General features: G+C 49.9%; 22 protein-coding genes, 1 tRNA gene and 3 rRNA genes. 8 read left to right on the plus strand and 18 right to left on the minus strand.

Translation table 11 applies throughout. The features are described 5' to 3' along the window. Nucleotide 1: 1 nt before the first annotated feature. Nucleotides 2–1,105: an amino acid ABC transporter permease gene (locus tag C1192_RS14270; RefSeq protein ID WP_038355784.1), complete on the plus strand. Its 1,104-nt coding sequence runs from the start codon at nucleotides 2–4 to the stop codon at nucleotides 1,103–1,105. A gap of 7 nt (nucleotides 1,106–1,112) precedes the next feature. Next, entirely contained in the window at nucleotides 1,113–1,871 is a 759-nt protein-coding gene (locus C1192_RS14275; RefSeq protein WP_000078317.1) for an amino acid ABC transporter ATP-binding protein, read from the plus strand. 63 nt (nucleotides 1,872–1,934) lie between these two features. Here the strand turns inward: C1192_RS14275 and rrf are convergent. The 4 genes from rrf to C1192_RS14295 all read right to left on the minus strand — a co-directional run bounded on the left by rrf (nucleotide 1,935) and on the right by C1192_RS14295 (nucleotide 6,946). Further along, nucleotides 1,935–2,050, minus strand: a 5S ribosomal RNA gene (gene rrf / locus C1192_RS14280). Between the two features lie 93 nt (nucleotides 2,051–2,143). Beyond that, a 23S ribosomal RNA gene (locus tag C1192_RS14285) occupies nucleotides 2,144–5,048 on the minus strand. Between the two features lie 195 nt (nucleotides 5,049–5,243). After that, nucleotides 5,244–5,319: transfer RNA gene (locus C1192_RS14290), tRNA-Glu, on the minus strand. Between the two features lie 85 nt (nucleotides 5,320–5,404). Then, nucleotides 5,405–6,946 (minus strand): 16S ribosomal RNA (locus tag C1192_RS14295). Together the 16S, 23S and 5S rRNA genes with 1 tRNA gene alongside form the textbook arrangement of a ribosomal RNA operon. A gap of 471 nt (nucleotides 6,947–7,417) precedes the next feature. On the opposite strand from C1192_RS14295, the gene C1192_RS14305 reads away from it, so the two are divergent. Next, entirely contained in the window at nucleotides 7,418–7,972 is a 555-nt protein-coding gene (locus tag C1192_RS14305) for a gamma carbonic anhydrase family protein (RefSeq protein ID WP_038354715.1), read from the plus strand. Here C1192_RS14305 and C1192_RS14310 read toward each other — a convergent pair. The 6 genes from C1192_RS14310 to dprA are packed head-to-tail and all read right to left on the minus strand — an operon-like array spanning nucleotide 7,948 to nucleotide 11,742. Further along, on the minus strand, nucleotides 7,948–8,205 hold the full coding sequence (locus tag C1192_RS14310) for a DUF1488 family protein (protein ID WP_001070589.1): 258 nt from the start codon (nucleotides 8,203–8,205) through the stop codon (nucleotides 7,948–7,950). The genes C1192_RS14305 and C1192_RS14310 overlap by 25 nt on opposite strands. Further along, nucleotides 8,202–9,020, minus strand: a complete 819-nt coding sequence (gene aroE / locus C1192_RS14315; protein ID WP_038354720.1) for a shikimate dehydrogenase — start codon at nucleotides 9,018–9,020, stop codon at nucleotides 8,202–8,204. Before aroE ends, C1192_RS14310 begins: the two co-directional genes overlap by 4 nt. A gap of 4 nt (nucleotides 9,021–9,024) precedes the next feature. Next, on the minus strand, nucleotides 9,025–9,597 hold the full coding sequence (gene tsaC, locus C1192_RS14320) for an L-threonylcarbamoyladenylate synthase type 1 TsaC (RefSeq protein ID WP_001517198.1): 573 nt from the start codon (nucleotides 9,595–9,597) through the stop codon (nucleotides 9,025–9,027). Between the two features lie 4 nt (nucleotides 9,598–9,601). Further along, entirely contained in the window at nucleotides 9,602–10,144 is a 543-nt protein-coding gene (locus C1192_RS14325) for a DNA topoisomerase family protein (RefSeq protein WP_001517199.1), read from the minus strand. A gap of 28 nt (nucleotides 10,145–10,172) precedes the next feature. Next, nucleotides 10,173–10,646: a DUF494 family protein Smg gene (gene smg / locus C1192_RS14330; RefSeq protein ID WP_000460672.1), complete on the minus strand. Its 474-nt coding sequence runs from the start codon at nucleotides 10,644–10,646 to the stop codon at nucleotides 10,173–10,175. After that, a complete protein-coding gene (dprA, locus tag C1192_RS14335; protein ID WP_000228572.1) occupies nucleotides 10,618–11,742 on the minus strand; it encodes a DNA-protecting protein DprA in 1,125 nt (374 codons plus the stop codon). The genes smg and dprA overlap by 29 nt, the downstream gene beginning before the upstream one ends. Nucleotides 11,743–11,874: 132 nt before the next feature. On the opposite strand from dprA, the gene def reads away from it, so the two are divergent. From def to mscL, 5 genes are all read left to right on the plus strand, one after another. Next, nucleotides 11,875–12,384, plus strand: a complete 510-nt coding sequence (def, locus tag C1192_RS14340) for a peptide deformylase (RefSeq protein WP_000114984.1) — start codon at nucleotides 11,875–11,877, stop codon at nucleotides 12,382–12,384. A gap of 14 nt (nucleotides 12,385–12,398) precedes the next feature. Beyond that, complete coding sequence (fmt, locus tag C1192_RS14345) at nucleotides 12,399–13,346, plus strand: methionyl-tRNA formyltransferase (protein WP_016249270.1); 948 nt, start codon at nucleotides 12,399–12,401, stop codon at nucleotides 13,344–13,346. A 51-nt stretch (nucleotides 13,347–13,397) separates the two neighbouring features. Beyond that, complete coding sequence (gene rsmB, locus C1192_RS14350) at nucleotides 13,398–14,687, plus strand: 16S rRNA (cytosine(967)-C(5))-methyltransferase RsmB (RefSeq protein ID WP_000744787.1); 1,290 nt, start codon at nucleotides 13,398–13,400, stop codon at nucleotides 14,685–14,687. Between the two features lie 21 nt (nucleotides 14,688–14,708). Further along, the gene (gene trkA / locus C1192_RS14355) at nucleotides 14,709–16,085 is read left to right on the plus strand and encodes a Trk system potassium transporter TrkA (protein ID WP_000691382.1); all 1,377 of its coding nucleotides are present in this window, start codon (nucleotides 14,709–14,711) and stop codon (nucleotides 16,083–16,085) included. Nucleotides 16,086–16,214: 129 nt separating this feature from the next. Next, nucleotides 16,215–16,625: a large-conductance mechanosensitive channel protein MscL gene (gene mscL / locus C1192_RS14360; RefSeq protein WP_000022446.1), complete on the plus strand. Its 411-nt coding sequence runs from the start codon at nucleotides 16,215–16,217 to the stop codon at nucleotides 16,623–16,625. On the opposite strand, the gene arfA is transcribed toward mscL, so the two are convergent. The 8 genes from arfA to rpsM form a co-directional block, all read right to left on the minus strand. Continuing rightward, on the minus strand, nucleotides 16,622–16,840 hold the full coding sequence (gene arfA, locus C1192_RS14365) for an alternative ribosome-rescue factor ArfA (RefSeq protein ID WP_000092705.1): 219 nt from the start codon (nucleotides 16,838–16,840) through the stop codon (nucleotides 16,622–16,624). The genes mscL and arfA overlap by 4 nt on opposite strands. 55 nt (nucleotides 16,841–16,895) lie before the next feature. Then, nucleotides 16,896–17,321 (minus strand): Zn(2+)-responsive transcriptional regulator, encoded by a 426-nt coding sequence (gene zntR / locus C1192_RS14370; RefSeq protein ID WP_038354716.1) that lies wholly within the window; start codon nucleotides 17,319–17,321, stop codon nucleotides 16,896–16,898. 10 nt (nucleotides 17,322–17,331) lie between these two features. Next, a complete protein-coding gene (locus C1192_RS14375; protein WP_000266523.1) occupies nucleotides 17,332–17,700 on the minus strand; it encodes a DnaJ family domain-containing protein in 369 nt (122 codons plus the stop codon). 106 nt (nucleotides 17,701–17,806) lie between these two features. Then, a complete protein-coding gene (gene rplQ, locus C1192_RS14380) occupies nucleotides 17,807–18,193 on the minus strand; it encodes a 50S ribosomal protein L17 (RefSeq protein ID WP_001216372.1) in 387 nt (128 codons plus the stop codon). Between the two features lie 40 nt (nucleotides 18,194–18,233). Further along, nucleotides 18,234–19,223 (minus strand): DNA-directed RNA polymerase subunit alpha, encoded by a 990-nt coding sequence (locus C1192_RS14385; protein ID WP_038354717.1) that lies wholly within the window; start codon nucleotides 19,221–19,223, stop codon nucleotides 18,234–18,236. 25 nt (nucleotides 19,224–19,248) lie between these two features. Then, nucleotides 19,249–19,869 (minus strand): 30S ribosomal protein S4, encoded by a 621-nt coding sequence (gene rpsD, locus C1192_RS14390; RefSeq protein ID WP_000135224.1) that lies wholly within the window; start codon nucleotides 19,867–19,869, stop codon nucleotides 19,249–19,251. A gap of 33 nt (nucleotides 19,870–19,902) precedes the next feature. Further along, nucleotides 19,903–20,292 (minus strand): 30S ribosomal protein S11, encoded by a 390-nt coding sequence (gene rpsK / locus C1192_RS14395; RefSeq protein WP_001029684.1) that lies wholly within the window; start codon nucleotides 20,290–20,292, stop codon nucleotides 19,903–19,905. 16 nt (nucleotides 20,293–20,308) lie between these two features. After that, on the minus strand, nucleotides 20,309–20,665 hold the full coding sequence (gene rpsM / locus C1192_RS14400; RefSeq protein WP_000090775.1) for a 30S ribosomal protein S13: 357 nt from the start codon (nucleotides 20,663–20,665) through the stop codon (nucleotides 20,309–20,311). Between the last annotated feature and the right edge of the window lie 138 nt (nucleotides 20,666–20,803).

Genomic DNA, 20,803 nt, shown 5'->3' on the forward strand with positions numbered 1-20,803 from the left:
GATGACGAAAGTATTGCTGTCTCATCCCCCGCGCCCGGCGAACCATAACCCAAGCCGCGTTATAGTTTGGGCGCGCAAAAATCTGTTCTCAAGCTGGAGTAATAGTCTGCTGACCATTGGTTGCCTGTGGCTGATGTGGGAATTGATTCCACCGTTGCTGAACTGGGCTTTTTTGCAGGCTAACTGGGTTGGGTCAACCCGCGCAGACTGTACAAAAGCAGGTGCCTGCTGGGTCTTCATCCACGAGCGATTTGGCCAGTTTATGTATGGGCTTTACCCACACGACCAACGCTGGCGAATTAATCTGGCATTACTGATTGGCCTGATTTCGATTGCACCAATGTTCTGGAAAATACTCTCGCATCGCGGTCGCTATATTGCGGTATGGGCGATGATTTACCCGCTTATTGTCTGGTGGCTAATGTATGGTGGTTTTCTTGGTCTTGAGCGAGTTGAAACCCGGCAATGGGGTGGGCTAACACTTACTTTGATTATTGCATCAGTTGGGATTGCAGGGGCGCTGCCGTGGGGGATTTTATTGGCGTTAGGCCGCCGTTCTCATATGCCGATTGTGCGTATCTTATCCGTCATTTTTATCGAGTTCTGGCGTGGCGTACCGCTGATCACCGTGTTGTTTATGTCGTCAGTGATGCTGCCGTTATTTATGGCAGAAGGCACCAGCATCGACAAACTGATCCGTGCATTAGTCGGAGTGATCCTGTTCCAGTCCGCTTATGTTGCGGAAGTGGTGCGAGGTGGATTGCAGGCGCTCCCCAAAGGTCAATATGAAGCTGCAGAGTCGCTGGCGTTGGGTTACTGGAAAACCCAAGGGCTGGTTATTCTGCCACAGGCACTGAAACTGGTTATTCCAGGGCTGGTAAACACCATCATCGCACTATTCAAAGATACCAGTCTGGTGATCATTATCGGGTTGTTCGATCTTTTCAGTAGCGTTCAGCAGGCAACCGTTGATCCCGCCTGGTTGGGCATGTCGACCGAAGGGTACGTCTTCGCTGCACTGATCTATTGGATCTTCTGTTTCAGTATGTCGCGTTATAGCCAACATCTGGAAAAACGTTTTAACACCGAGCGTACACCGCATTGAGGACACTATGAGCCAAATTTTACTGCAACCTGCTAACGCGATGATTACGCTGGAAAATGTTAACAAATGGTATGGGCAATTCCATGTCCTGAAGAATATAAATTTAATCGTGCAACCGGGGGAACGAATCGTTCTGTGTGGCCCTTCTGGTTCCGGGAAATCGACAACCATCCGTTGTATTAATCACCTGGAAGAACATCAACAGGGAAGAATCGTAGTGGATGGCATCGAACTTAACGAAGATATCCGCAATATTGAGCGTGTCAGGCAAGAAGTAGGAATGGTCTTTCAGCATTTCAATCTCTTCCCACATCTGACCGTTTTACAGAACTGTACCCTGGCGCCGATTTGGGTACGCAAGATGCCGAAGAAAGAGGCTGAAGCTCTGGCGATGCATTACCTTGAGAGAGTACGAATTGCCGAACATGCACAGAAGTTTCCCGGGCAGATATCCGGTGGTCAGCAGCAACGCGTTGCCATAGCTCGTTCACTCTGCATGAAACCCAAGATCATGTTGTTTGATGAACCCACGTCGGCGCTCGATCCGGAGATGGTGAAAGAAGTGCTGGATACGATGATTGGACTGGCACAGTCGGGTATGACAATGCTGTGTGTAACGCATGAGATGGGATTTGCCCGCACTGTTGCTGACAAGGTCATTTTTATGGATCGCGGAGAGATTGTTGAGCAGGCCGCGCCGGATGAGTTTTTTGCACATCCGAAATCGGAACGCACGCAGGCGTTTTTATCGCAGGTAATCCATTAAATTGGATATGGTTTCAAAATGCAAAAAGGCCATCCTTTCGGATGGCCTTCTGCTTTATTTGATGTCTGGCAGTTCCCTACTCTCGCATGGGGAGACCCCACACTACCATCGGCGCTACGGCGTTTCACTTCTGAGTTCGGCATGGAGTCAGGTGGGACCACCGCGCTACTGCCGCCAGGCAAATTCTGTTTATTAACCCGCTTTCGCCGGCTAATCTAATCTGTATCAGGCTGAAAATCTTCTCTCATCCGCCAAAACATCTTCGGCGTTGTAAGGTTAAGCCTCACGGTTCATTAGTACCGGTTAGCTCAACGCATCGCTGCGCTTACACACCCGGCCTATCAACGTCGTCGTCTTCAACGTTCCTTCAGGAGACTTAAAGTCTCAGGGAGAACTCATCTCGGGGCAAGTTTCGTGCTTAGATGCTTTCAGCACTTATCTCTTCCGCATTTAGCTACCGGGCAGTGCCATTGGCATGACAACCCGAACACCAGTGATGCGTCCACTCCGGTCCTCTCGTACTAGGAGCAGCCCCCCTCAGTTCTCCAGCGCCCACGGCAGATAGGGACCGAACTGTCTCACGACGTTCTAAACCCAGCTCGCGTACCACTTTAAATGGCGAACAGCCATACCCTTGGGACCTACTTCAGCCCCAGGATGTGATGAGCCGACATCGAGGTGCCAAACACCGCCGTCGATATGAACTCTTGGGCGGTATCAGCCTGTTATCCCCGGAGTACCTTTTATCCGTTGAGCGATGGCCCTTCCATTCAGAACCACCGGATCACTATGACCTGCTTTCGCACCTGCTCGCGCCGTCACGCTCGCAGTCAAGCTGGCTTATGCCATTGCACTAACCTCCTGATGTCCGACCAGGATTAGCCAACCTTCGTGCTCCTCCGTTACTCTTTAGGAGGAGACCGCCCCAGTCAAACTACCCACCAGACACTGTCCGCAACCCGGATCACGGGTCAACGTTAGAACATCAAACATTAAAGGGTGGTATTTCAAGGTCGGCTCCATGCAGACTGGCGTCCACACTTCAAAGCCTCCCACCTATCCTACACATCAAGGCTCAATGTTCAGTGTCAAGCTATAGTAAAGGTTCACGGGGTCTTTCCGTCTTGCCGCGGGTACACTGCATCTTCACAGCGAGTTCAATTTCACTGAGTCTCGGGTGGAGACAGCCTGGCCATCATTACGCCATTCGTGCAGGTCGGAACTTACCCGACAAGGAATTTCGCTACCTTAGGACCGTTATAGTTACGGCCGCCGTTTACCGGGGCTTCGATCAAGAGCTTCGCCTTGCGGCTGACCCCATCAATTAACCTTCCGGCACCGGGCAGGCGTCACACCGTATACGTCCACTTTCGTGTTTGCACAGTGCTGTGTTTTTAATAAACAGTTGCAGCCAGCTGGTATCTTCGACTGATTTCAGCTCCACGAGCAAGTCGCTTCACCTACATATCAGCGTGCCTTCTCCCGAAGTTACGGCACCATTTTGCCTAGTTCCTTCACCCGAGTTCTCTCAAGCGCCTTGGTATTCTCTACCTGACCACCTGTGTCGGTTTGGGGTACGATTTGATGTTACCTGATGCTTAGAGGCTTTTCCTGGAAGCAGGGCATTTGTTGCTTCAGCACCGTAGTGCCTCGTCATCACGCCTCAGCCTTGATTCTCCGGATTTGCCTGGAAAATCAGCCTACACGCTTAAACCGGGACAACCGTCGCCCGGCCAACATAGCCTTCTCCGTCCCCCCTTCGCAGTAACACCAAGTACAGGAATATTAACCTGTTTCCCATCGACTACGCCTTTCGGCCTCGCCTTAGGGGTCGACTCACCCTGCCCCGATTAACGTTGGACAGGAACCCTTGGTCTTCCGGCGAGCGGGCTTTTCACCCGCTTTATCGTTACTTATGTCAGCATTCGCACTTCTGATACCTCCAGCATGCCTCACAGCACACCTTCAACGGCTTACAGAACGCTCCCCTACCCAACAACACATAGTGTCGCTGCCGCAGCTTCGGTGCATGGTTTAGCCCCGTTACATCTTCCGCGCAGGCCGACTCGACCAGTGAGCTATTACGCTTTCTTTAAATGATGGCTGCTTCTAAGCCAACATCCTGGCTGTCTGGGCCTTCCCACATCGTTTCCCACTTAACCATGACTTTGGGACCTTAGCTGGCGGTCTGGGTTGTTTCCCTCTTCACGACGGACGTTAGCACCCGCCGTGTGTCTCCCGTGATAACATTCTCCGGTATTCGCAGTTTGCATCGGGTTGGTAAGTCGGGATGACCCCCTTGCCGAAACAGTGCTCTACCCCCGGAGATGAATTCACGAGGCGCTACCTAAATAGCTTTCGGGGAGAACCAGCTATCTCCCGGTTTGATTGGCCTTTCACCCCCAGCCACAAGTCATCCGCTAATTTTTCAACATTAGTCGGTTCGGTCCTCCAGTTAGTGTTACCCAACCTTCAACCTGCCCATGGCTAGATCACCGGGTTTCGGGTCTATACCCTGCAACTTAACGCCCAGTTAAGACTCGGTTTCCCTTCGGCTCCCCTATTCGGTTAACCTTGCTACAGAATATAAGTCGCTGACCCATTATACAAAAGGTACGCAGTCACCCCATTAAAGAGGCTCCCACTGCTTGTACGTACACGGTTTCAGGTTCTTTTTCACTCCCCTCGCCGGGGTTCTTTTCGCCTTTCCCTCACGGTACTGGTTCACTATCGGTCAGTCAGGAGTATTTAGCCTTGGAGGATGGTCCCCCCATATTCAGACAGGATACCACGTGTCCCGCCCTACTCATCGAGCTCACAGCATGTGCATTTTTGTGTACGGGGCTGTCACCCTGTATCGCACGCCTTTCCAGACGCTTCCACTAACACACACACTGATTCAGGCTCTGGGCTCCTCCCCGTTCGCTCGCCGCTACTGGGGGAATCTCGGTTGATTTCTTTTCCTCGGGGTACTTAGATGTTTCAGTTCCCCCGGTTCGCCTCATTAACCTATGGATTCAGTTAATGATAGTGTGACGAATCACACTGGGTTTCCCCATTCGGAAATCGCCGGTTATAACGGTTCATATCACCTTACCGACGCTTATCGCAGATTAGCACGTCCTTCATCGCCTCTGACTGCCAGGGCATCCACCGTGTACGCTTAGTCGCTTAACCTCACAACCCGAAGATGTTTCTTTCGAACCATCATCGTGTTGCGAAAATTTGAGAGACTCACGAATAATCTTTCGACTATTCAGTGTTTCAATTTTCAGCTTGATCCAGATTTTTAAAGAGCAAATATCTCAAACATCACTCGTAAGTGAGTTTTGAGATACAGTGGCCGGCGACTTTCACTCACAAACCAGCAAGTGGCGTCCCCTAGGGGATTCGAACCCCTGTTACCGCCGTGAAAGGGCGGTGTCCTGGGCCTCTAGACGAAGGGGACGTATCAGTCTGCTTCGCAAGACGCCTTGCTTTTCACTTTCTATCAGACAATCTGTGTGAGCACTTCAAAGAACGCTTCTTTAAGGTAAGGAGGTGATCCAACCGCAGGTTCCCCTACGGTTACCTTGTTACGACTTCACCCCAGTCATGAATCACAAAGTGGTAAGCGCCCTCCCGAAGGTTAAGCTACCTACTTCTTTTGCAACCCACTCCCATGGTGTGACGGGCGGTGTGTACAAGGCCCGGGAACGTATTCACCGTGGCATTCTGATCCACGATTACTAGCGATTCCGACTTCATGGAGTCGAGTTGCAGACTCCAATCCGGACTACGACGCACTTTATGAGGTCCGCTTGCTCTCGCGAGGTCGCTTCTCTTTGTATGCGCCATTGTAGCACGTGTGTAGCCCTGGTCGTAAGGGCCATGATGACTTGACGTCATCCCCACCTTCCTCCAGTTTATCACTGGCAGTCTCCTTTGAGTTCCCGGCCGGACCGCTGGCAACAAAGGATAAGGGTTGCGCTCGTTGCGGGACTTAACCCAACATTTCACAACACGAGCTGACGACAGCCATGCAGCACCTGTCTCACAGTTCCCGAAGGCACCATCCCATCTCTGGAATGTTCTGTGGATGTCAAGACCAGGTAAGGTTCTTCGCGTTGCATCGAATTAAACCACATGCTCCACCGCTTGTGCGGGCCCCCGTCAATTCATTTGAGTTTTAACCTTGCGGCCGTACTCCCCAGGCGGTCGACTTAACGCGTTAGCTCCGGAAGCCACGCCTCAAGGGCACAACCTCCAAGTCGACATCGTTTACGGCGTGGACTACCAGGGTATCTAATCCTGTTTGCTCCCCACGCTTTCGCACCTGAGCGTCAGTCTTCGTCCAGGGGGCCGCCTTCGCCACCGGTATTCCTCCAGATCTCTACGCATTTCACCGCTACACCTGGAATTCTACCCCCCTCTACGAGACTCAAGCTTGCCAGTATCAGATGCAGTTCCCAGGTTGAGCCCGGGGATTTCACATCTGACTTAACAAACCGCCTGCGTGCGCTTTACGCCCAGTAATTCCGATTAACGCTTGCACCCTCCGTATTACCGCGGCTGCTGGCACGGAGTTAGCCGGTGCTTCTTCTGCGGGTAACGTCAATGAGCAAAGGTATTAACTTTACTCCCTTCCTCCCAGCTGAAAGTACTTTACAACCCGAAGGCCTTCTTCATACACGCGGCATGGCTGCATCAGGCTTGCGCCCATTGTGCAATATTCCCCACTGCTGCCTCCCGTAGGAGTCTGGACCGTGTCTCAGTTCCAGTGTGGCTGGTCATCCTCTCAGACCAGCTAGAGATCGTCGCCTAGGTGGGCCGTTACCCCGCCTACTAGCTAATCCCATCTGGGCACATCCGATGGCAAGAGGCCCGAAGGTCCCCCTCTTTGGTCTTGCGACGTTATGCGGTATTAGCTACCGTTTCCAGTAGTTATCCCCCTCCATCGGGCAGTTTCCCAGACATTACTCACCCGTCCGCCACTCGTCAGCAAAGAAGCAAGCTTCTTTCTGTTACCGTTCGACTTGCATGTGTTAGGCCTGCCGCCAGCGTTCAATCTGAGCCATGATCAAACTCTTCAATTTAAAAGTTTGATGCTCAAAGAATTAAACTTCGTAATGAATTACGTGTTCACTCTTGAGACTTGGTATTCATTTAGCGTCTTGCGACGTTAAGAATCCGTATCTTCGAGTGCCCACACAGATTGTCTGATAAATTGTTAAAGAGCAGTTGCGACGCGGCTTTCAGCTCACTGTCGCGAGGTGGCGTATACTACGCTTTCCTCTTTCAGAGTCAACCCCGAATTTCAGGATTTTTCTCTGTGTCGTTTCGACCATCTTGTGAAGTGTTTCACGTTGTCGTCTCAACGGAGGCGCATTATAGGGATCCCATTTTTTTGCACAAGTACTTTTTTGATCTTTTTTTCTGTTTGTTGTTTTTTCAGCCTTTTTGCTGCATTCGCATGCAAAATGGCGCATTTTTACATAGCAAAACACTTGCTTAAGGCTAATAAAGCACCCAAAGTCATAGTTAAATCATTTTTCGCTGAGGTAAGTATGTCTGACGCTCTACGCCCATACCGGGATCTTTTTCCACAAATCGGTCAACGAGTCATGATCGACAGCAGTAGTGTGGTTATTGGTGATGTTCGTCTGGCTGATGATGTGGGGATCTGGCCGCTCGTCGTGATTCGTGGTGATGTGAATCATGTTCAGATTGGCACCCGAACGAATATACAAGATGGCAGTGTCCTACACGTGACCCATAAATCGACGGCCAATCCTCAAGGTAATCCATTGATCGTGGGGGATGATGTTACAGTTGGGCATAAAGTCATGCTTCATGGATGCACCATTGGGAATCGTGTACTGGTTGGGATGGGCTCAATTTTACTTGATGGCGCTGTAATAGAAGATGATGTGATGGTTGGAGCGGGTAGTCTGGTCCCACAAAATAAACGCCTGGAGAGCGGATATCTGTATCTCGGTAGCCCCGTCAAACAGATCCGCCCGTTAACTGATGAAGAAAAATCTGCGTTACGCTATTCAGCTAATAACTACGTGAAATGGAAAGACGAGTATCTGGATCAGGGTAACCAAACCCAACCTTGATCATCTTCGCCTTGATCCTGAATCAAGCTTTCAGCTTCTTCTTCCAGATCCCAGCGATGTTGACGAAAATTCGCTAACCAATGTTCTGGCGTATCTCCGGCAAAACGATGCGCCAGACTCTCACCAGTAATAGCACAAGTCAATTGCATACCATTCACAATAGCAGGAAAACATACGCATTTTTTACTTTCGCTCCACTCTTCCCTGTCTGGAAACTGGATTGCCTGATTCACGCGGACAGCTCCTGTTGCAATTGTTTAATGATCGGTTCCACGTCGGGCAGAACACCATGCCAAAGAAGGAAAGCATGCGCTGCCTGCGCCACCAGCATTCCTAAACCATCAGCATTACGCTTTGAACCGTGCTGCTCACACCATACCAGAAAAGGCGTTTTCCCTTTCTGGTAGAACATGTCATAACAACTAATTCCTGGATGAATGAGTGATTCCGGAATCGCCGGAACATCGCCACTAATACCACTGGATGTCGCATTAATAATGAGATCGAACTCGTGCCCCTCCAGTTCGTCCATGCTCAAGGCCTGAACACTACCAGTATGCGCAAATAATTTAGCCAACTCTTCCGCGCGAGAAACCGTTCGGTTAGTGATTGTCACCGCACAATCCAGAGAAAGAAGTGGCAGTAATACACCCCGAGATGCCCCACCAGCGCCAATGAGCAAAATACGCAAACCGGGGCGGATAAAAGACAGGCGTTCCAGATCGCTTAACAAACCTACGCCATCAGTATTGTCACCCAGCAGGCGTCCATCTTCTAACCGCTTGAGTGTATTAACCGCCCCAGCCAACGCCGCCCGCTCAGTAAGTTCATCTGCTCTGGCAAAAGCTTCTTCTTTAAAAGGCACCGTCACATTCGCACCTTTACCACCAGCACTAAAGAAAGCATTCAATGTGTTGATGAAATCATTGATTGGCGCCAGTACGCGTCCATAGGGATGTTCAATATTCAGTTGCTGTGCAAATTGCTGATGAATGAATGGCGATTTGCTGTGGGCTATCGGATTACCAAAAACAACATAGGTTTGCATCATGTTACCCCTGTCGAAACAGTTCACCCGTCAGGGCATCGCGAATTTCTGAAGGATTTAAACGACCGCCCGTTTCACCTGGCACAATCGGGAACTCCGCACCAAATTGTCTGCGAACTTCTTCTACTGTTCGACAGGGCGGCAACCCACTCAAGTTGGCACTGGTAGAAACCAGCGGTTTACCATAAGCCTCGCACAAAGCAACCACCAACGGATGGTCGGTGACTCGGACAGCAAGCGAATCAAAGCACCCTGTCAACCAGCGCGGCGTTGCCGCAGACGCGGGAAAGACAAAGGTGACAGGACCTGGCCAGCGAGAAAAAATGGTTTCACGCTGCGCGTCCGTCAGCATGCTGTCATCAATATAAGGTTTGAGCTGCTCGTAACTTGCCGCGATTAAAATCAGCCCCTTATCAACCGGACGCTGTTTTAACTCCAACAGTCGCATTACTGCTGTTTCACTATCAGGATCACACCCGACACCGAAAACGGCTTCCGTTGGGTAAGCGATGACTCGTTCTTCATTGAGGACATCTACCGCAGTCGCGATAGCATCTTCTTGCAGGTTATTATTCACGTTATTATTCCGCCGAAACCGGCTTTCCACATTGTTTACTGGCACAGAAATGTTTTACACCCTGCGCGGTTTTCTTTTCGATGAGTAGCGGATAGTGACACTCAGGACACTCACCGGCTATAGGTTTGAAGTTAATAGCAAATTGACACTCCGGGTAGCGATCGCAGGAGTGAAACGTTTTACCATAACGAGAGCGGCGCTGGACCAGATGGCCCGTCCGACATTGAGGGCATGTAATTGTCGTTTCGTCCGGTTTATCGATAATTTCGGTATGCTCGCATTCAGGGTAGTTACTGCAACCAATAAACATACCGAAGCGCCCCTGACGTAACACAAGGTTTGCGTCACATACAGGGCAAACCTGCCCCTCCAGAACTTTGACAACATGGCCGTCCGCAGATGATTTCAGGGGACGGACATAGTCACATGCCGGATACTGTGAACACCCGAGAAACGGCCCATGTTTCCCGGATCGAATAACCAATTCAGCCCCACACTTTGGACAGGACTCATTATTACGCACCGTGAACAGTGCTGATTTTGCCATAACAACTTATGCTGAATTAAAGAAATGATTAATGCAGCATACCTTCATTCACCTCAAAGAGTAATTCTTCCATTTGCTGGTACGCATTTTCGCAGCCCGGAATGTTGAACAACACCATCAGGATCACCCATTTCAGATCTTCCAGGTCAAACTCCGCGGTATCCAGCGCGAGCACTCGCTCTATCACCATTTCACGAGTTTCAAGGTTGAGCACCTGAATCTGCTCGAGGAAAAGCAGGAACCCACGGCAACTGGCATCCAGTCTTTCACACTCTTCCGGGGTGTAAATACGCATGGAAAGAGGATCAGAGGCCAGTTGCATCGGCTCTGCCAATCCTTCCTGATAATCCGCAAGCTTTTCCAGCCAAAGCAGGGCATTGTAGATATCTTCTCGATCGAATCCTGCGTCGGTAAGATCCTGTTCAAGTTTGTCTTGATCCACACGTAACTCGGCTTCAGTGTGAATATAGGTTTCAAACAAATACATTAGTACGTCGAACATGGCATGCCCTCCTCAATCGGACATAGCCGCCGGGTACTGCTGCGATCCACCCTGCTAACTCCAGTTCGAGTAGTTGAGTAACTACCTCTGGCACAGGTTGGCCGGCACGTTCAGCGACGACGTCAACAGGTGTTACCTCATCTCCTACGTTAGCCAGGAGCTCAGGAAATGGCAATGCCACATCTTCGTGATCTGGTGAATAAAATGAATTTTCAGGAGCATCTGGCAACCAGTGCAATCCATATTGCAAATTTTCCAGAATTTCTTCCGGTTCCGTCACAAGAATCGCACCTTGTTTAATGAGCCAATGGGGCCCTTCACTACCGGGGCTACCTAATGGACCGGGTAAGGCAAAAACTTCACGCCCCTGCTCAAGCGCACAACGCGCAGTCACCAGTGAACCACTGCGCAAAGCCGCTTCCACCACCAGTACCCCTTTACTTAGACCACTTATAATGCGATTTCTTCGCGGAAAATTATAAGCAAGAGGTGGAACATCGAGAGGAAATTCCGAGACGAGAGCGCCGCCATGTTCAAGCAGACTGGTAGCCAGTCGGGCATGGCGACGAGGATGAATGGTATTGAGTCCATTCCCCAGTACAGCAATACTGACGCCATTCACCTGCAATGCCGCTTTATGCGCCACTCCATCAATTCCACGCGCCAACCCGCTGGTAATTGTTACACCTCGCACCGCCAGCGACTCGCAAAACAGCCGCCCCCAGCGTTCGCCATACCATGAATGTGCCCGACTCCCCACTACGGCAAGCTGAAATGATTGCAACGCGTGCAACTCTCCAGCAACAAACAGTGCGCCGGGGTAATCTGTCGTCGCAAGAAGTTGAGGAGGATAAAATTCGCTGTCCGCAGGGATTAAATGATGGTTTGGTTGTTCCAGCCAACGGCGTGAACTTTCGATACTCTTCTGCGAAAATGAAAGAAAGCGTTGTGCCTGCCGCAATGAAAGTCCTGTTTGCTGCAATACAACAGCATCAATATGCGGCTGTTCTACCAACCAGTGAGCAATACGAACCATATCATCGCCGTACAAGGTACTCACACTCATCAGACGCAGCCAAATTTCTGTGTCGACCATCCTTATCATCCCCTTGCCATAAGCAGCCTTAGCAATCTTTGCGATTGGTCAGTGATGCTGTCAATCAGAGGGGGATTTGTCTAGAATAGAAGAAATAATCTTTCTAACTCCTGAACACATCTCTGGAGATTTATGTCAGTTTTGCAAGTGTTACATATTCCGGACGAGCGGCTTCGCAAAGTTGCTAAACCGGTAGAAGAAGTGAATGCAGAAATTCAGCGTATCGTCGATGATATGTTCGAGACGATGTACGCAGAGGAAGGTATTGGCCTGGCAGCAACCCAGGTTGATATCCACCAACGTATCATTGTTATTGATGTTTCGGAAAACCGCGACGAACGGTTGGTATTAATCAATCCGGAGCTTTTAGAAAAAAGCGGCGAAACAGGCATTGAAGAAGGTTGCCTGTCGATCCCTGAACAACGAGCTTTAGTACCGCGCGCAGAGAAAGTTAAAATTCGCGCCCTGGACCGCGACGGTAAACCATTCGAACTGGAAGCAGACGGTCTGTTGGCAATCTGTATTCAGCACGAGATGGATCACCTGGTTGGCAAACTGTTTATGGATTATCTGTCACCGCTGAAACAACAACGTATTCGTCAGAAAGTTGAAAAACTGGATCGTCTGAAAGCCCGGGCTTAAGGATAAGAACTAACGTGTCAGAATCACTACGTATTATTTTTGCGGGTACACCTGACTTTGCAGCGCGTCATCTCGACGCGCTGTTGTCTTCTGGCCATAACGTCGTTGGCGTGTTCACCCAACCAGACCGACCGGCAGGACGCGGTAAAAAACTAATGCCCAGCCCGGTCAAAGTTCTGGCTGAAGAAAAAGGTCTACCCGTTTTTCAGCCCGTCTCCCTGCGTCCACAAGAAAACCAGCAACTGGTCGCTGATCTGCAGGCTGATGTCATGGTTGTCGTTGCCTATGGTCTGATTCTGCCCAAAGCCGTGCTGGAGATGCCGCGTTTAGGTTGCATCAATGTTCATGGTTCGTTGCTGCCACGCTGGCGCGGTGCCGCCCCGATTCAACGCTCGCTGTGGGCGGGCGATGCAGAAACCGGCGTAACGATTATGCAAATGGATGTCGGTTTAGACACTGGCGACATGCTCTATAAGCTCTCCTGCCCGATTACCACAGAAGATACTAGTGGTACGTTGTATGACAAACTGGCAGGGCTTGGTCCACAAGGGCTTATCGCCACGCTGAAACAACTGGCAGACGGCACGGCAAAACCGGAGGTTCAGGACGAAACACTTGTCACTTACGCCGAAAAGTTGAGTAAAGAAGAAGCGCGTATTGACTGGTCGCTTTCAGCAGCGCAGCTTGAACGCTGCATTCGTGCTTTCAATCCCTGGCCGATGAGCTGGCTGGAAATTGAAGACCAGCCTGTTAAGGTCTGGAAAGCGTCGGTCATTGATACGACGACCAAAGCTGCGCCAGGAACGATCCTTGAAGCCAACAAACAAGGTATCCAGGTTGCAACCGGTGATGGAATCCTGAACCTGCTCTCGTTACAACCTGCGGGTAAGAAAGCGATGAGCGCACAAGACCTCCTGAATTCTCGTCGGGAATGGTTTGTTCCGGGCAACCGTCTGGCCTGATAGTCCACTCTTCTAAGCCCGGTCTTGCCGGGCATTTTTATTTTTATACTTATGAAAAAACAACGTAATTTACGTAGCATGGCGGCCCAGGCCGTTGAACAAGTCGTTGAGCAAGGGCAATCATTAAGCAACATTCTGCCACCGCTCCAGCAAAAAGTTTCTGATAAAGATAAAGCACTTCTGCAGGAGTTGTGTTTTGGCGTACTGCGTACGCTCTCACAGTTAGACTGGCTGATTAATAAGTTAATGGCCCGTCCGATGACTGGCAAACAGCGGACCGTGCATTACCTGATTATGGTTGGTTTGTATCAACTGCTTTATACCCGTATTCCACCTCATGCCGCGTTGGCCGAAACGGTTGAAGGCGCAGTCGCAATTAAGCGTCCACAACTTAAGGGGTTGATTAATGGCGTGTTACGCCAGTTCCAACGTCAGCAAGATGAGTTATTAGCTGAGTTTAATGCCAGTGATGCGCGCTATCTGCATCCATCCTGGCTATTAAAACGTCTGCAAAAAGCATATCCAGAGCAGTGGCAATCCATCGTCGAAGCCAATAACCAACGCCCGCCAATGTGGCTACGCGTTAACCGTACACATCATTCCCGCGATAGCTGGATTGCACTTCTGGAAGAAGCTGGCATGAACGGCTTCCCACATGCGGTTTACCTGGATGCAGTACGCCTGGAAACACCCACGCCTGTTCATGCACTACCCGGTTTTGAAGAAGGATGGATCACCGTTCAGGATGCATCGGCGCAAGGTTGCGTAACTTATCTGGATCCACAAAACGGTGAGAATATTTTAGACCTCTGCGCCGCCCCCGGCGGTAAAACAACGCATATCCTTGAGGTGGCACCAGAAGCGCAAGTTCTGGCGGTTGATATTGACGAACAGCGCCTCTCTCGCGTTTACGACAATTTAAAACGTCTCGGTATGAAGGCAACCGTGAAACAAGGTGATGGTCGCTATCCTGCACAATGGTGTGGTAGCCAACAGTTCGATCGCATTTTATTAGATGCACCTTGTTCCGCTACCGGTGTGATTCGTCGCCATCCGGATATAAAATGGCTGCGTCGCGATCGCGATATTGCCGAACTGGCTCAGTTACAGGCAGAAATCCTCGATGCCGTCTGGCCGCATCTAAAATCAGGTGGAACGCTAGTTTATGCCACCTGTTCGGTGTTACCGGAAGAGAATAGCCAACAGATTAAAGCCTTCCTGCAACGCACTGAAGATGCAATGCTTTGCGAAACAGGAACACCAGAGCAACCGGGTAAACAAAATCTGCCCGACGCCGAAGAAGGTGACGGCTTCTTTTACGCTAAGCTAATTAAAAAGTGATGAGATAACGGGTCGCGACTGATGAAAATTATCATTCTGGGTGCCGGCCAGGTTGGTGGCACGCTGGCGGAAAACCTGGTAGGCGAAAATAACGATATTACCGTTGTCGATACCAATGGTGAGCGTCTGCGAACCTTGCAGGATAAATTTGACCTGCGAGTCGTTCAGGGTCATGGCTCTCACCCACGGGTCTTGCGAGAGGCCGGTGCCGATGACGCCGATATGCTGGTTGCAGTAACCAGTTCAGATGAAACCAATATGGTTGCCTGTCAGGTAGCCTACTCGCTTTTCAACACCCCTAACCGTATCGCTCGCATCCGTTCACCAGATTACGTCCGGGATGCCGATAAGCTCTTTCATTCAGACGCTGTACCAATTGATCATCTGATAGCACCAGAGCAGTTGGTTATCGATAATATTTACCGGCTGATTGAATATCCCGGCGCATTACAGGTGGTGAACTTCGCAGAAGGCAAAGTCAGCCTGGCAGTAGTCAAAGCCTATTATGGCGGCCCGCTGATTGGTAATGCGCTTTCGACCATGCGCGAGCATATGCCACATATCGATACCCGTGTAGCGGCCATCTTCCGTCACGATCGCCCCATTCGTCCACAAGGATCAACCATCGTTGAAGCTGGCGATGAAGTGTTCTTTATTGCCGCTTCGCAACATATCCGCGCAGTGATGAGTGAATTACAGCGCCTGGAAAAACCGTATAAACGCATTATGTTGGTTGGTGGCGGTAATATCGGTGCCGGGTTGGCGCGTCGACTGGAAAAAGATTACAGCGTCAAACTCATCGAACGTAATCAGCAACGTGCCGCCGAGCTGGCAGAAAAATTGCAAAATACGATCGTCTTTTTTGGTGATGCATCAGATCAAGAACTGTTGGCCGAAGAACATATTGATCAAGTTGATCTGTTCATCGCCGTCACCAACGATGACGAGGCCAATATCATGTCGGCCATGCTTGCTAAACGCATGGGTGCGAAAAAGGTAATGGTGTTGATCCAGCGTCGCGCTTATGTGGATCTGGTTCAAGGAAGCGTGATCGATATTGCGATTTCACCGCAACAGGCAACCATTTCTGCGCTACTCAGTCACGTACGAAAAGCAGATATCGTTGGTGTTTCCTCATTACGCCGCGGTGTAGCTGAAGCTATTGAAGCCGTTGCTCACGGGGATGAAAGTACTTCTCGTGTTGTCGGTAGGGTTATAGATGAAATTAAACTGCCGCCGGGAACAATTATCGGTGCTGTGGTTCGTGGAAATGATGTCATGATAGCCAATGATAATTTGCGCATTGAGCAAGGCGATCACGTGATTATGTTCCTGACAGATAAAAAGTTTATTACCGACGTTGAACGCCTCTTCCAGCCAAGCCCTTTCTTCTTGTAATTCATGAGGCGTCTTGTGGCGCCTTATTATTTCCTTTTGTTTTTCAAGGTTTAATTAAATTCATTCCTGACAGGAAAATGACTTAACATTTGTTAGACTTATAAATGTCAGCTTCATAGGGAGAATAAGATGAGCATTATTAAAGAATTTCGCGAATTTGCGATGCGCGGGAATGTGGTGGATTTGGCTGTGGGTGTCATTATCGGTGCGGCCTTCGGTAAGATTGTCTCTTCACTGGTTGCCGATATCATCATGCCGCCGCTAGGTTTGTTAATTGGTGGGATCGACTTTAAACAGTTTGCTGTCACGTTACGCGATGCGCAGGGGGATGTACCCGCTGTTGTCATGCATTACGGTGTCTTCATTCAAAACGTATTTGATTTTCTGATTGTTGCCTTTGCCATCTTTATGGCGATTAAGCTAATCAACAAACTGAATCGTAAAAAAGAAGAACCGGCAGCGGCACCAGCACCAACTAAAGAAGAAGTGTTACTGACAGAGATTCGCGATTTGTTGAAAGAGCAAAATAACCGCTCTTAACAAATGCCTGAAAGCAGAAGGCCAGTGGTAAAAAAGTGATTTACTTTCTTGCCACTGGCCTCCCAGTTATTCCGGTTACCCTGTTTGCCTTTACGCATGTAACTTCCTTTCCCTTTCTTATTTTTCTCAACTCGTTGTCTGAACAAGGGATCATGCAGTAATGCTTCAATCGCATTATCCTTTATCTGCCCTTTAGTATGCTGATATCGACTCATAAAAACTCCTGTTGGTTATTTAACCGCGCGAGTGTAATCCTGCCAGTGCAATAAATCAACAGCCTGTTTTCACACCACTTGCACCTTGCTCAAGAGCTTCGAGAATTGAGCAATAAACGCTGCTATGGGCTGTTCCGCAGCAGGCATCATTAAGTCGTTGCAGTGAACGTTGCATACTCTGCAACTCAGCTATTCGTGCTTCCACTTCCTGTAGTCTTTCCTGCACAATGCCTTTTGATTCCTGGCAGGTATGATGTTCAGGATCGATACGGATCGACAACAACTCACGGATCGACTCAAGACTAAAACCGAGCTGTCTGGCATGCCGAATAAACTTCAAACGTTGGAGATCGCTTTCGGTATAAAGACGAAAACCACCTTCGGTACGTACTTCATGATCCATCATCTGCTGCTTTTCATAATAACGAATAGTGTCAGGCGTCACTTCCGCCAATTTTGCCAGCTCACCAATGCGATACATAAACGCTCTCTCAGTTGTCATTAATTTTATTCAGAAGCTTACCTGCATATTCGCCATGTAAAAATTCTGTGCTCAAACCTGCTTGTCGCAGTTTTAACTCTAGCAAAGATAACCTGCGGCTAACTTCCTGATATTGTGGATCGTCCTGACGAATGCTTTTAAGAATATCCAGAAGCTGAATTGCTTCCCTCCGCTGCTCAAGTTCTGGCGGTAAACAACCGGCATTCTTCAACAAGCGATACCCCGCACGTAATTCCGGTGGCACATGGGAATCATCATCCAGTATCAATGGTTCGCCGCTACCTGGTAGGTTATCAAACTCACCTTTCGCTTGCGCTTCTGATATATGGCGCTCTGCCCACTGGTCAAGTAACCACATAAATACTCCAGGGGATGAACAAAAAGAGTACAGCTATTGTAGATAAGTGGGGATGCGACGGGTATAAAAAAACCCGCCGGGGCGGGTTTTTTTACGTTGCTTCAGATTACTCTGCAGCAGCTTCTGCTTTCGATTCAGAACGATCAACCAGCTCGATGTATGCCATCGGCGCGTTGTCGCCTGCACGGAAGCCACACTTCAGAATGCGAGTGTAACCACCGGCGCGGCTCGCGAAACGCGGGCCCAGCTCGTTAAACAGTTTTGCCACGATCTCGTTATCACGAGTACGGGCGAATGCCAGACGACGATTAGCTACGCTATCAGTCTTGGCAAGAGTAATCAGCGGCTCAACTACGCGGCGCAGCTCTTTCGCTTTAGGCAGAGTCGTCTTGATGATTTCATGACGAACCAGTGAACCTGCCATATTGCGGAACATAGCCTGGCGATGGCTGCTGTTGCGGTTCAGTTGACGACCACTCTTACGATGGCGCATGACCTTATCCTTCTCAGTAAAACCTTAACCTGTGATCCGGTTACTCGTCAGCGATGCTTGCCGGTGGCCAGTTTTCCAGGCGCATGCCCAGAGACAGTCCACGGGAAGCCAGCACGTCTTTAATCTCAGTAAGAGATTTTTTACCAAGGTTAGGCGTTTTAAGAAGCTCAACCTCGGTACGCTGTACCAGATCACCGATATAGTGGATAGCTTCTGCTTTAAGGCAGTTAGCAGAGCGGACAGTCAATTCCAGATCGTCAACAGGGCGCAGCAGGATCGGATCGAACTCTGGTTTCTCTTCTTTCACTTCCGGCTGACGTACATCACGTAAGTCAACGAAAGCTTCCAGTTGTTCAGCCAGAATGGTTGCCGCACGACGAATCGCCTCTTCAGGATCGATTGTGCCGTTGGTTTCCATTTCGATGACCAGCTTGTCCAGGTCGGTACGCTGTTCTACACGCGCTGCTTCAACATTGTAGGCAATACGCTCTACAGGGCTGTAGCATGCGTCGACCAGCAGACGGCCGATTGGGCGCTCATCTTCTTCCGAATGAATTCGGGTAGAAGCCGGCACATAACCACGACCGCGCTGAACTTTGATACGCATGCTAATAGACGCGTTCTCATCGGTCAGGTGGCAGATCACGTGCTGCGGCTTGACGATTTCGACATCACCGTCGTGGGTGATATCGGCTGCAGTCACAGGGCCAATGCCAGATTTATTCAAGGTAAGAATAACTTCATCTTTGCCCTGAACTCTCACCGCCAGCCCTTTCAGGCTGAGCAGGATTTCCAGGATATCTTCCTGAACGCCTTCTTTGGTGCTGTACTCATGTAGTACACCATCAATCTCAACCTCGGTCACCGCGCAACCCGGCATCGATGAGAGCAGAATACGGCGCAGTGCGTTACCCAGAGTATGGCCAAAGCCACGCTCTAAAGGCTCAAGGGTCACCTTGGCGTGCGTCGAACTCACTTGCTCGATATCAACCAGGCGCGGTTTTAGAAACTCTGTCACAGAACCCTGCATTGTGTCCTCTCTTTGGTACTAAGCTTTACTTGGAGTAAAGCTCGACGATCAGGTGTTCGTTAATGTCCGCAGACAGATCAGAACGCTCCGGCTTACGCTTAAACGTACCTTCCATCTTGCCAGCATCAACTTCCAGCCAGGTTGGCTTTTCACGCTGCTCAGCCAGCTCCAGAGCGGCTTTCACGCGAGACTGCTTCTTCGCTTTCTCACGAATGCTTACAACGTCATTCGGACTAACCTGATAAGAAGCGATGTTAACAACACGACCGTTTACCATAATTGCTTTGTGGCTAACCAGCTGACGTGCTTCTGCACGAGTGGCACCGAAGCCCATACGGTATACAACGTTGTCCAGACGACCTTCCAGCAGAGCCAACAGGTTTTCACCGGTGTTGCCTTTCAGACGTGCTGCTTCTTTATAGTAGTTACGGAACTGACGCTCCAGCACACCATAGATACGGCGAACTTTTTGCTTTTCACGCAACTGCACACCATAGTCAGACAGACGCGGTTTACGCGCACCGTGCTGGCCAGGAGCTTGTTCAATTTTACACTTGGTATCGATCGCGCGAACGCCAGACTTAAGGAATAAGTCGGTGCCCTCACGACGGCTCAGCTTGAGCTTAGGACCCAAATATCTTGCCATTTTCTTTCTCCAACAAACCTGGAAAACGAAGCGTTATACGCGACGTTTTTTCGGCGGACGACAACCGTTATGAGGGATCGGAGTCACATCAGTAATGTTAGTGATGCGGAAACCTGCGGCGTTCAGAGCACGAATAGTAGATTCGCGGCCTGGACCCGGACCTTTAACCATAACTTCCAGATTCTTGATGCCGTATTCTTTCACGGCGTCAGCGCAACGCTCTGCTGCAACCTGAGCTGCAAACGGAGTGGATTTGCGAGAACCACGGAAACCGGAACCACCGGCAGTTGCCCAACCCAACGCGTTACCCTGACGATCAGTGATAGTCACGATGGTGTTGTTGAAAGAAGCATGGATATGAGCCACGCCGTCAGAGACTTGTTTTCTTACACGTTTACGTGCACGAATTGGTGCCTTTGCCATTATTCAATCACCCCGATTATTTCTTGATCGGTTTGCGCGGACCCTTACGGGTACGTGCGTTGGTCTTGGTACGCTGACCGCGAACCGGGAGACCACGACGATGACGCAAACCGCGATAGCAACCAAGATCCATCAGGCGCTTGATGCTCATGCTGATTTCACGGCGCAGATCACCTTCAACGACAAATTTGGCAACTTCGTCACGCAGCGTGTCGATTTGTCCTTCAGACAGCTCACTGATCTTAACATCTTCAGCGATACCCGCTGCAGCCAGGATGGCTTTGGAACGGGTCTTGCCGACGCCATAAATCGAAGTTAATGCGATTACGGCATGCTTATGATCAGGAATGTTAATGCCTGCTATACGGGCCACTATGCACTCCTACTATTTAATATGTACGTTCCATGCTGAAAAGCCCGTTTTCAGGATACTCAAATGGAAACGCACAGACATACAAAAGATTGGCTGGCTAATCTAGCCAGCTCAACCCAACTTTGCAAGAAAAATATG

The sequence above is a fragment of the Escherichia marmotae genome, from assembly GCF_002900365.1.
GTDB lineage: Bacteria > Pseudomonadota > Gammaproteobacteria > Enterobacterales > Enterobacteriaceae > Escherichia > Escherichia marmotae.

Bases quoted from the DNA above. Each gene is read 5' to 3' on its own strand.
- C1192_RS14270 (WP_038355784.1), top strand. From the start codon at position 2: ATGACGAAAGTATTGCTGTCTCATCCCCCGCGCCCGGCGAACCATAAC.
- C1192_RS14275 (WP_000078317.1), top strand. From the start codon at position 1,113: ATGAGCCAAATTTTACTGCAACCTGCTAACGCGATGATTACGCTGGAA.
- C1192_RS14305 (WP_038354715.1), top strand. From the start codon at position 7,418: ATGTCTGACGCTCTACGCCCATACCGGGATCTTTTTCCACAAATCGGT.
- aroE (WP_038354720.1), bottom strand. From the start codon at position 9,020: ATGCAAACCTATGTTGTTTTTGGTAATCCGATAGCCCACAGCAAATCG.
- C1192_RS14325 (WP_001517199.1), bottom strand. From the start codon at position 10,144: ATGGCAAAATCAGCACTGTTCACGGTGCGTAATAATGAGTCCTGTCCA.
- smg (WP_000460672.1), bottom strand. From the start codon at position 10,646: ATGTTCGACGTACTAATGTATTTGTTTGAAACCTATATTCACACTGAA.
- dprA (WP_000228572.1), bottom strand. From the start codon at position 11,742: ATGGTCGACACAGAAATTTGGCTGCGTCTGATGAGTGTGAGTACCTTG.
- def (WP_000114984.1), top strand. From the start codon at position 11,875: ATGTCAGTTTTGCAAGTGTTACATATTCCGGACGAGCGGCTTCGCAAA.
- rsmB (WP_000744787.1), top strand. From the start codon at position 13,398: ATGAAAAAACAACGTAATTTACGTAGCATGGCGGCCCAGGCCGTTGAA.
- trkA (WP_000691382.1), top strand. From the start codon at position 14,709: ATGAAAATTATCATTCTGGGTGCCGGCCAGGTTGGTGGCACGCTGGCG.
- mscL (WP_000022446.1), top strand. From the start codon at position 16,215: ATGAGCATTATTAAAGAATTTCGCGAATTTGCGATGCGCGGGAATGTG.
- arfA (WP_000092705.1), bottom strand. From the start codon at position 16,840: ATGAGTCGATATCAGCATACTAAAGGGCAGATAAAGGATAATGCGATT.
- zntR (WP_038354716.1), bottom strand. From the start codon at position 17,321: ATGTATCGCATTGGTGAGCTGGCAAAATTGGCGGAAGTGACGCCTGAC.
- C1192_RS14375 (WP_000266523.1), bottom strand. From the start codon at position 17,700: ATGTGGTTACTTGACCAGTGGGCAGAGCGCCATATATCAGAAGCGCAA.
- rplQ (WP_001216372.1), bottom strand. From the start codon at position 18,193: ATGCGCCATCGTAAGAGTGGTCGTCAACTGAACCGCAACAGCAGCCAT.
- C1192_RS14385 (WP_038354717.1), bottom strand. From the start codon at position 19,223: ATGCAGGGTTCTGTGACAGAGTTTCTAAAACCGCGCCTGGTTGATATC.
- rpsD (WP_000135224.1), bottom strand. From the start codon at position 19,869: ATGGCAAGATATTTGGGTCCTAAGCTCAAGCTGAGCCGTCGTGAGGGC.
- rpsK (WP_001029684.1), bottom strand. From the start codon at position 20,292: ATGGCAAAGGCACCAATTCGTGCACGTAAACGTGTAAGAAAACAAGTC.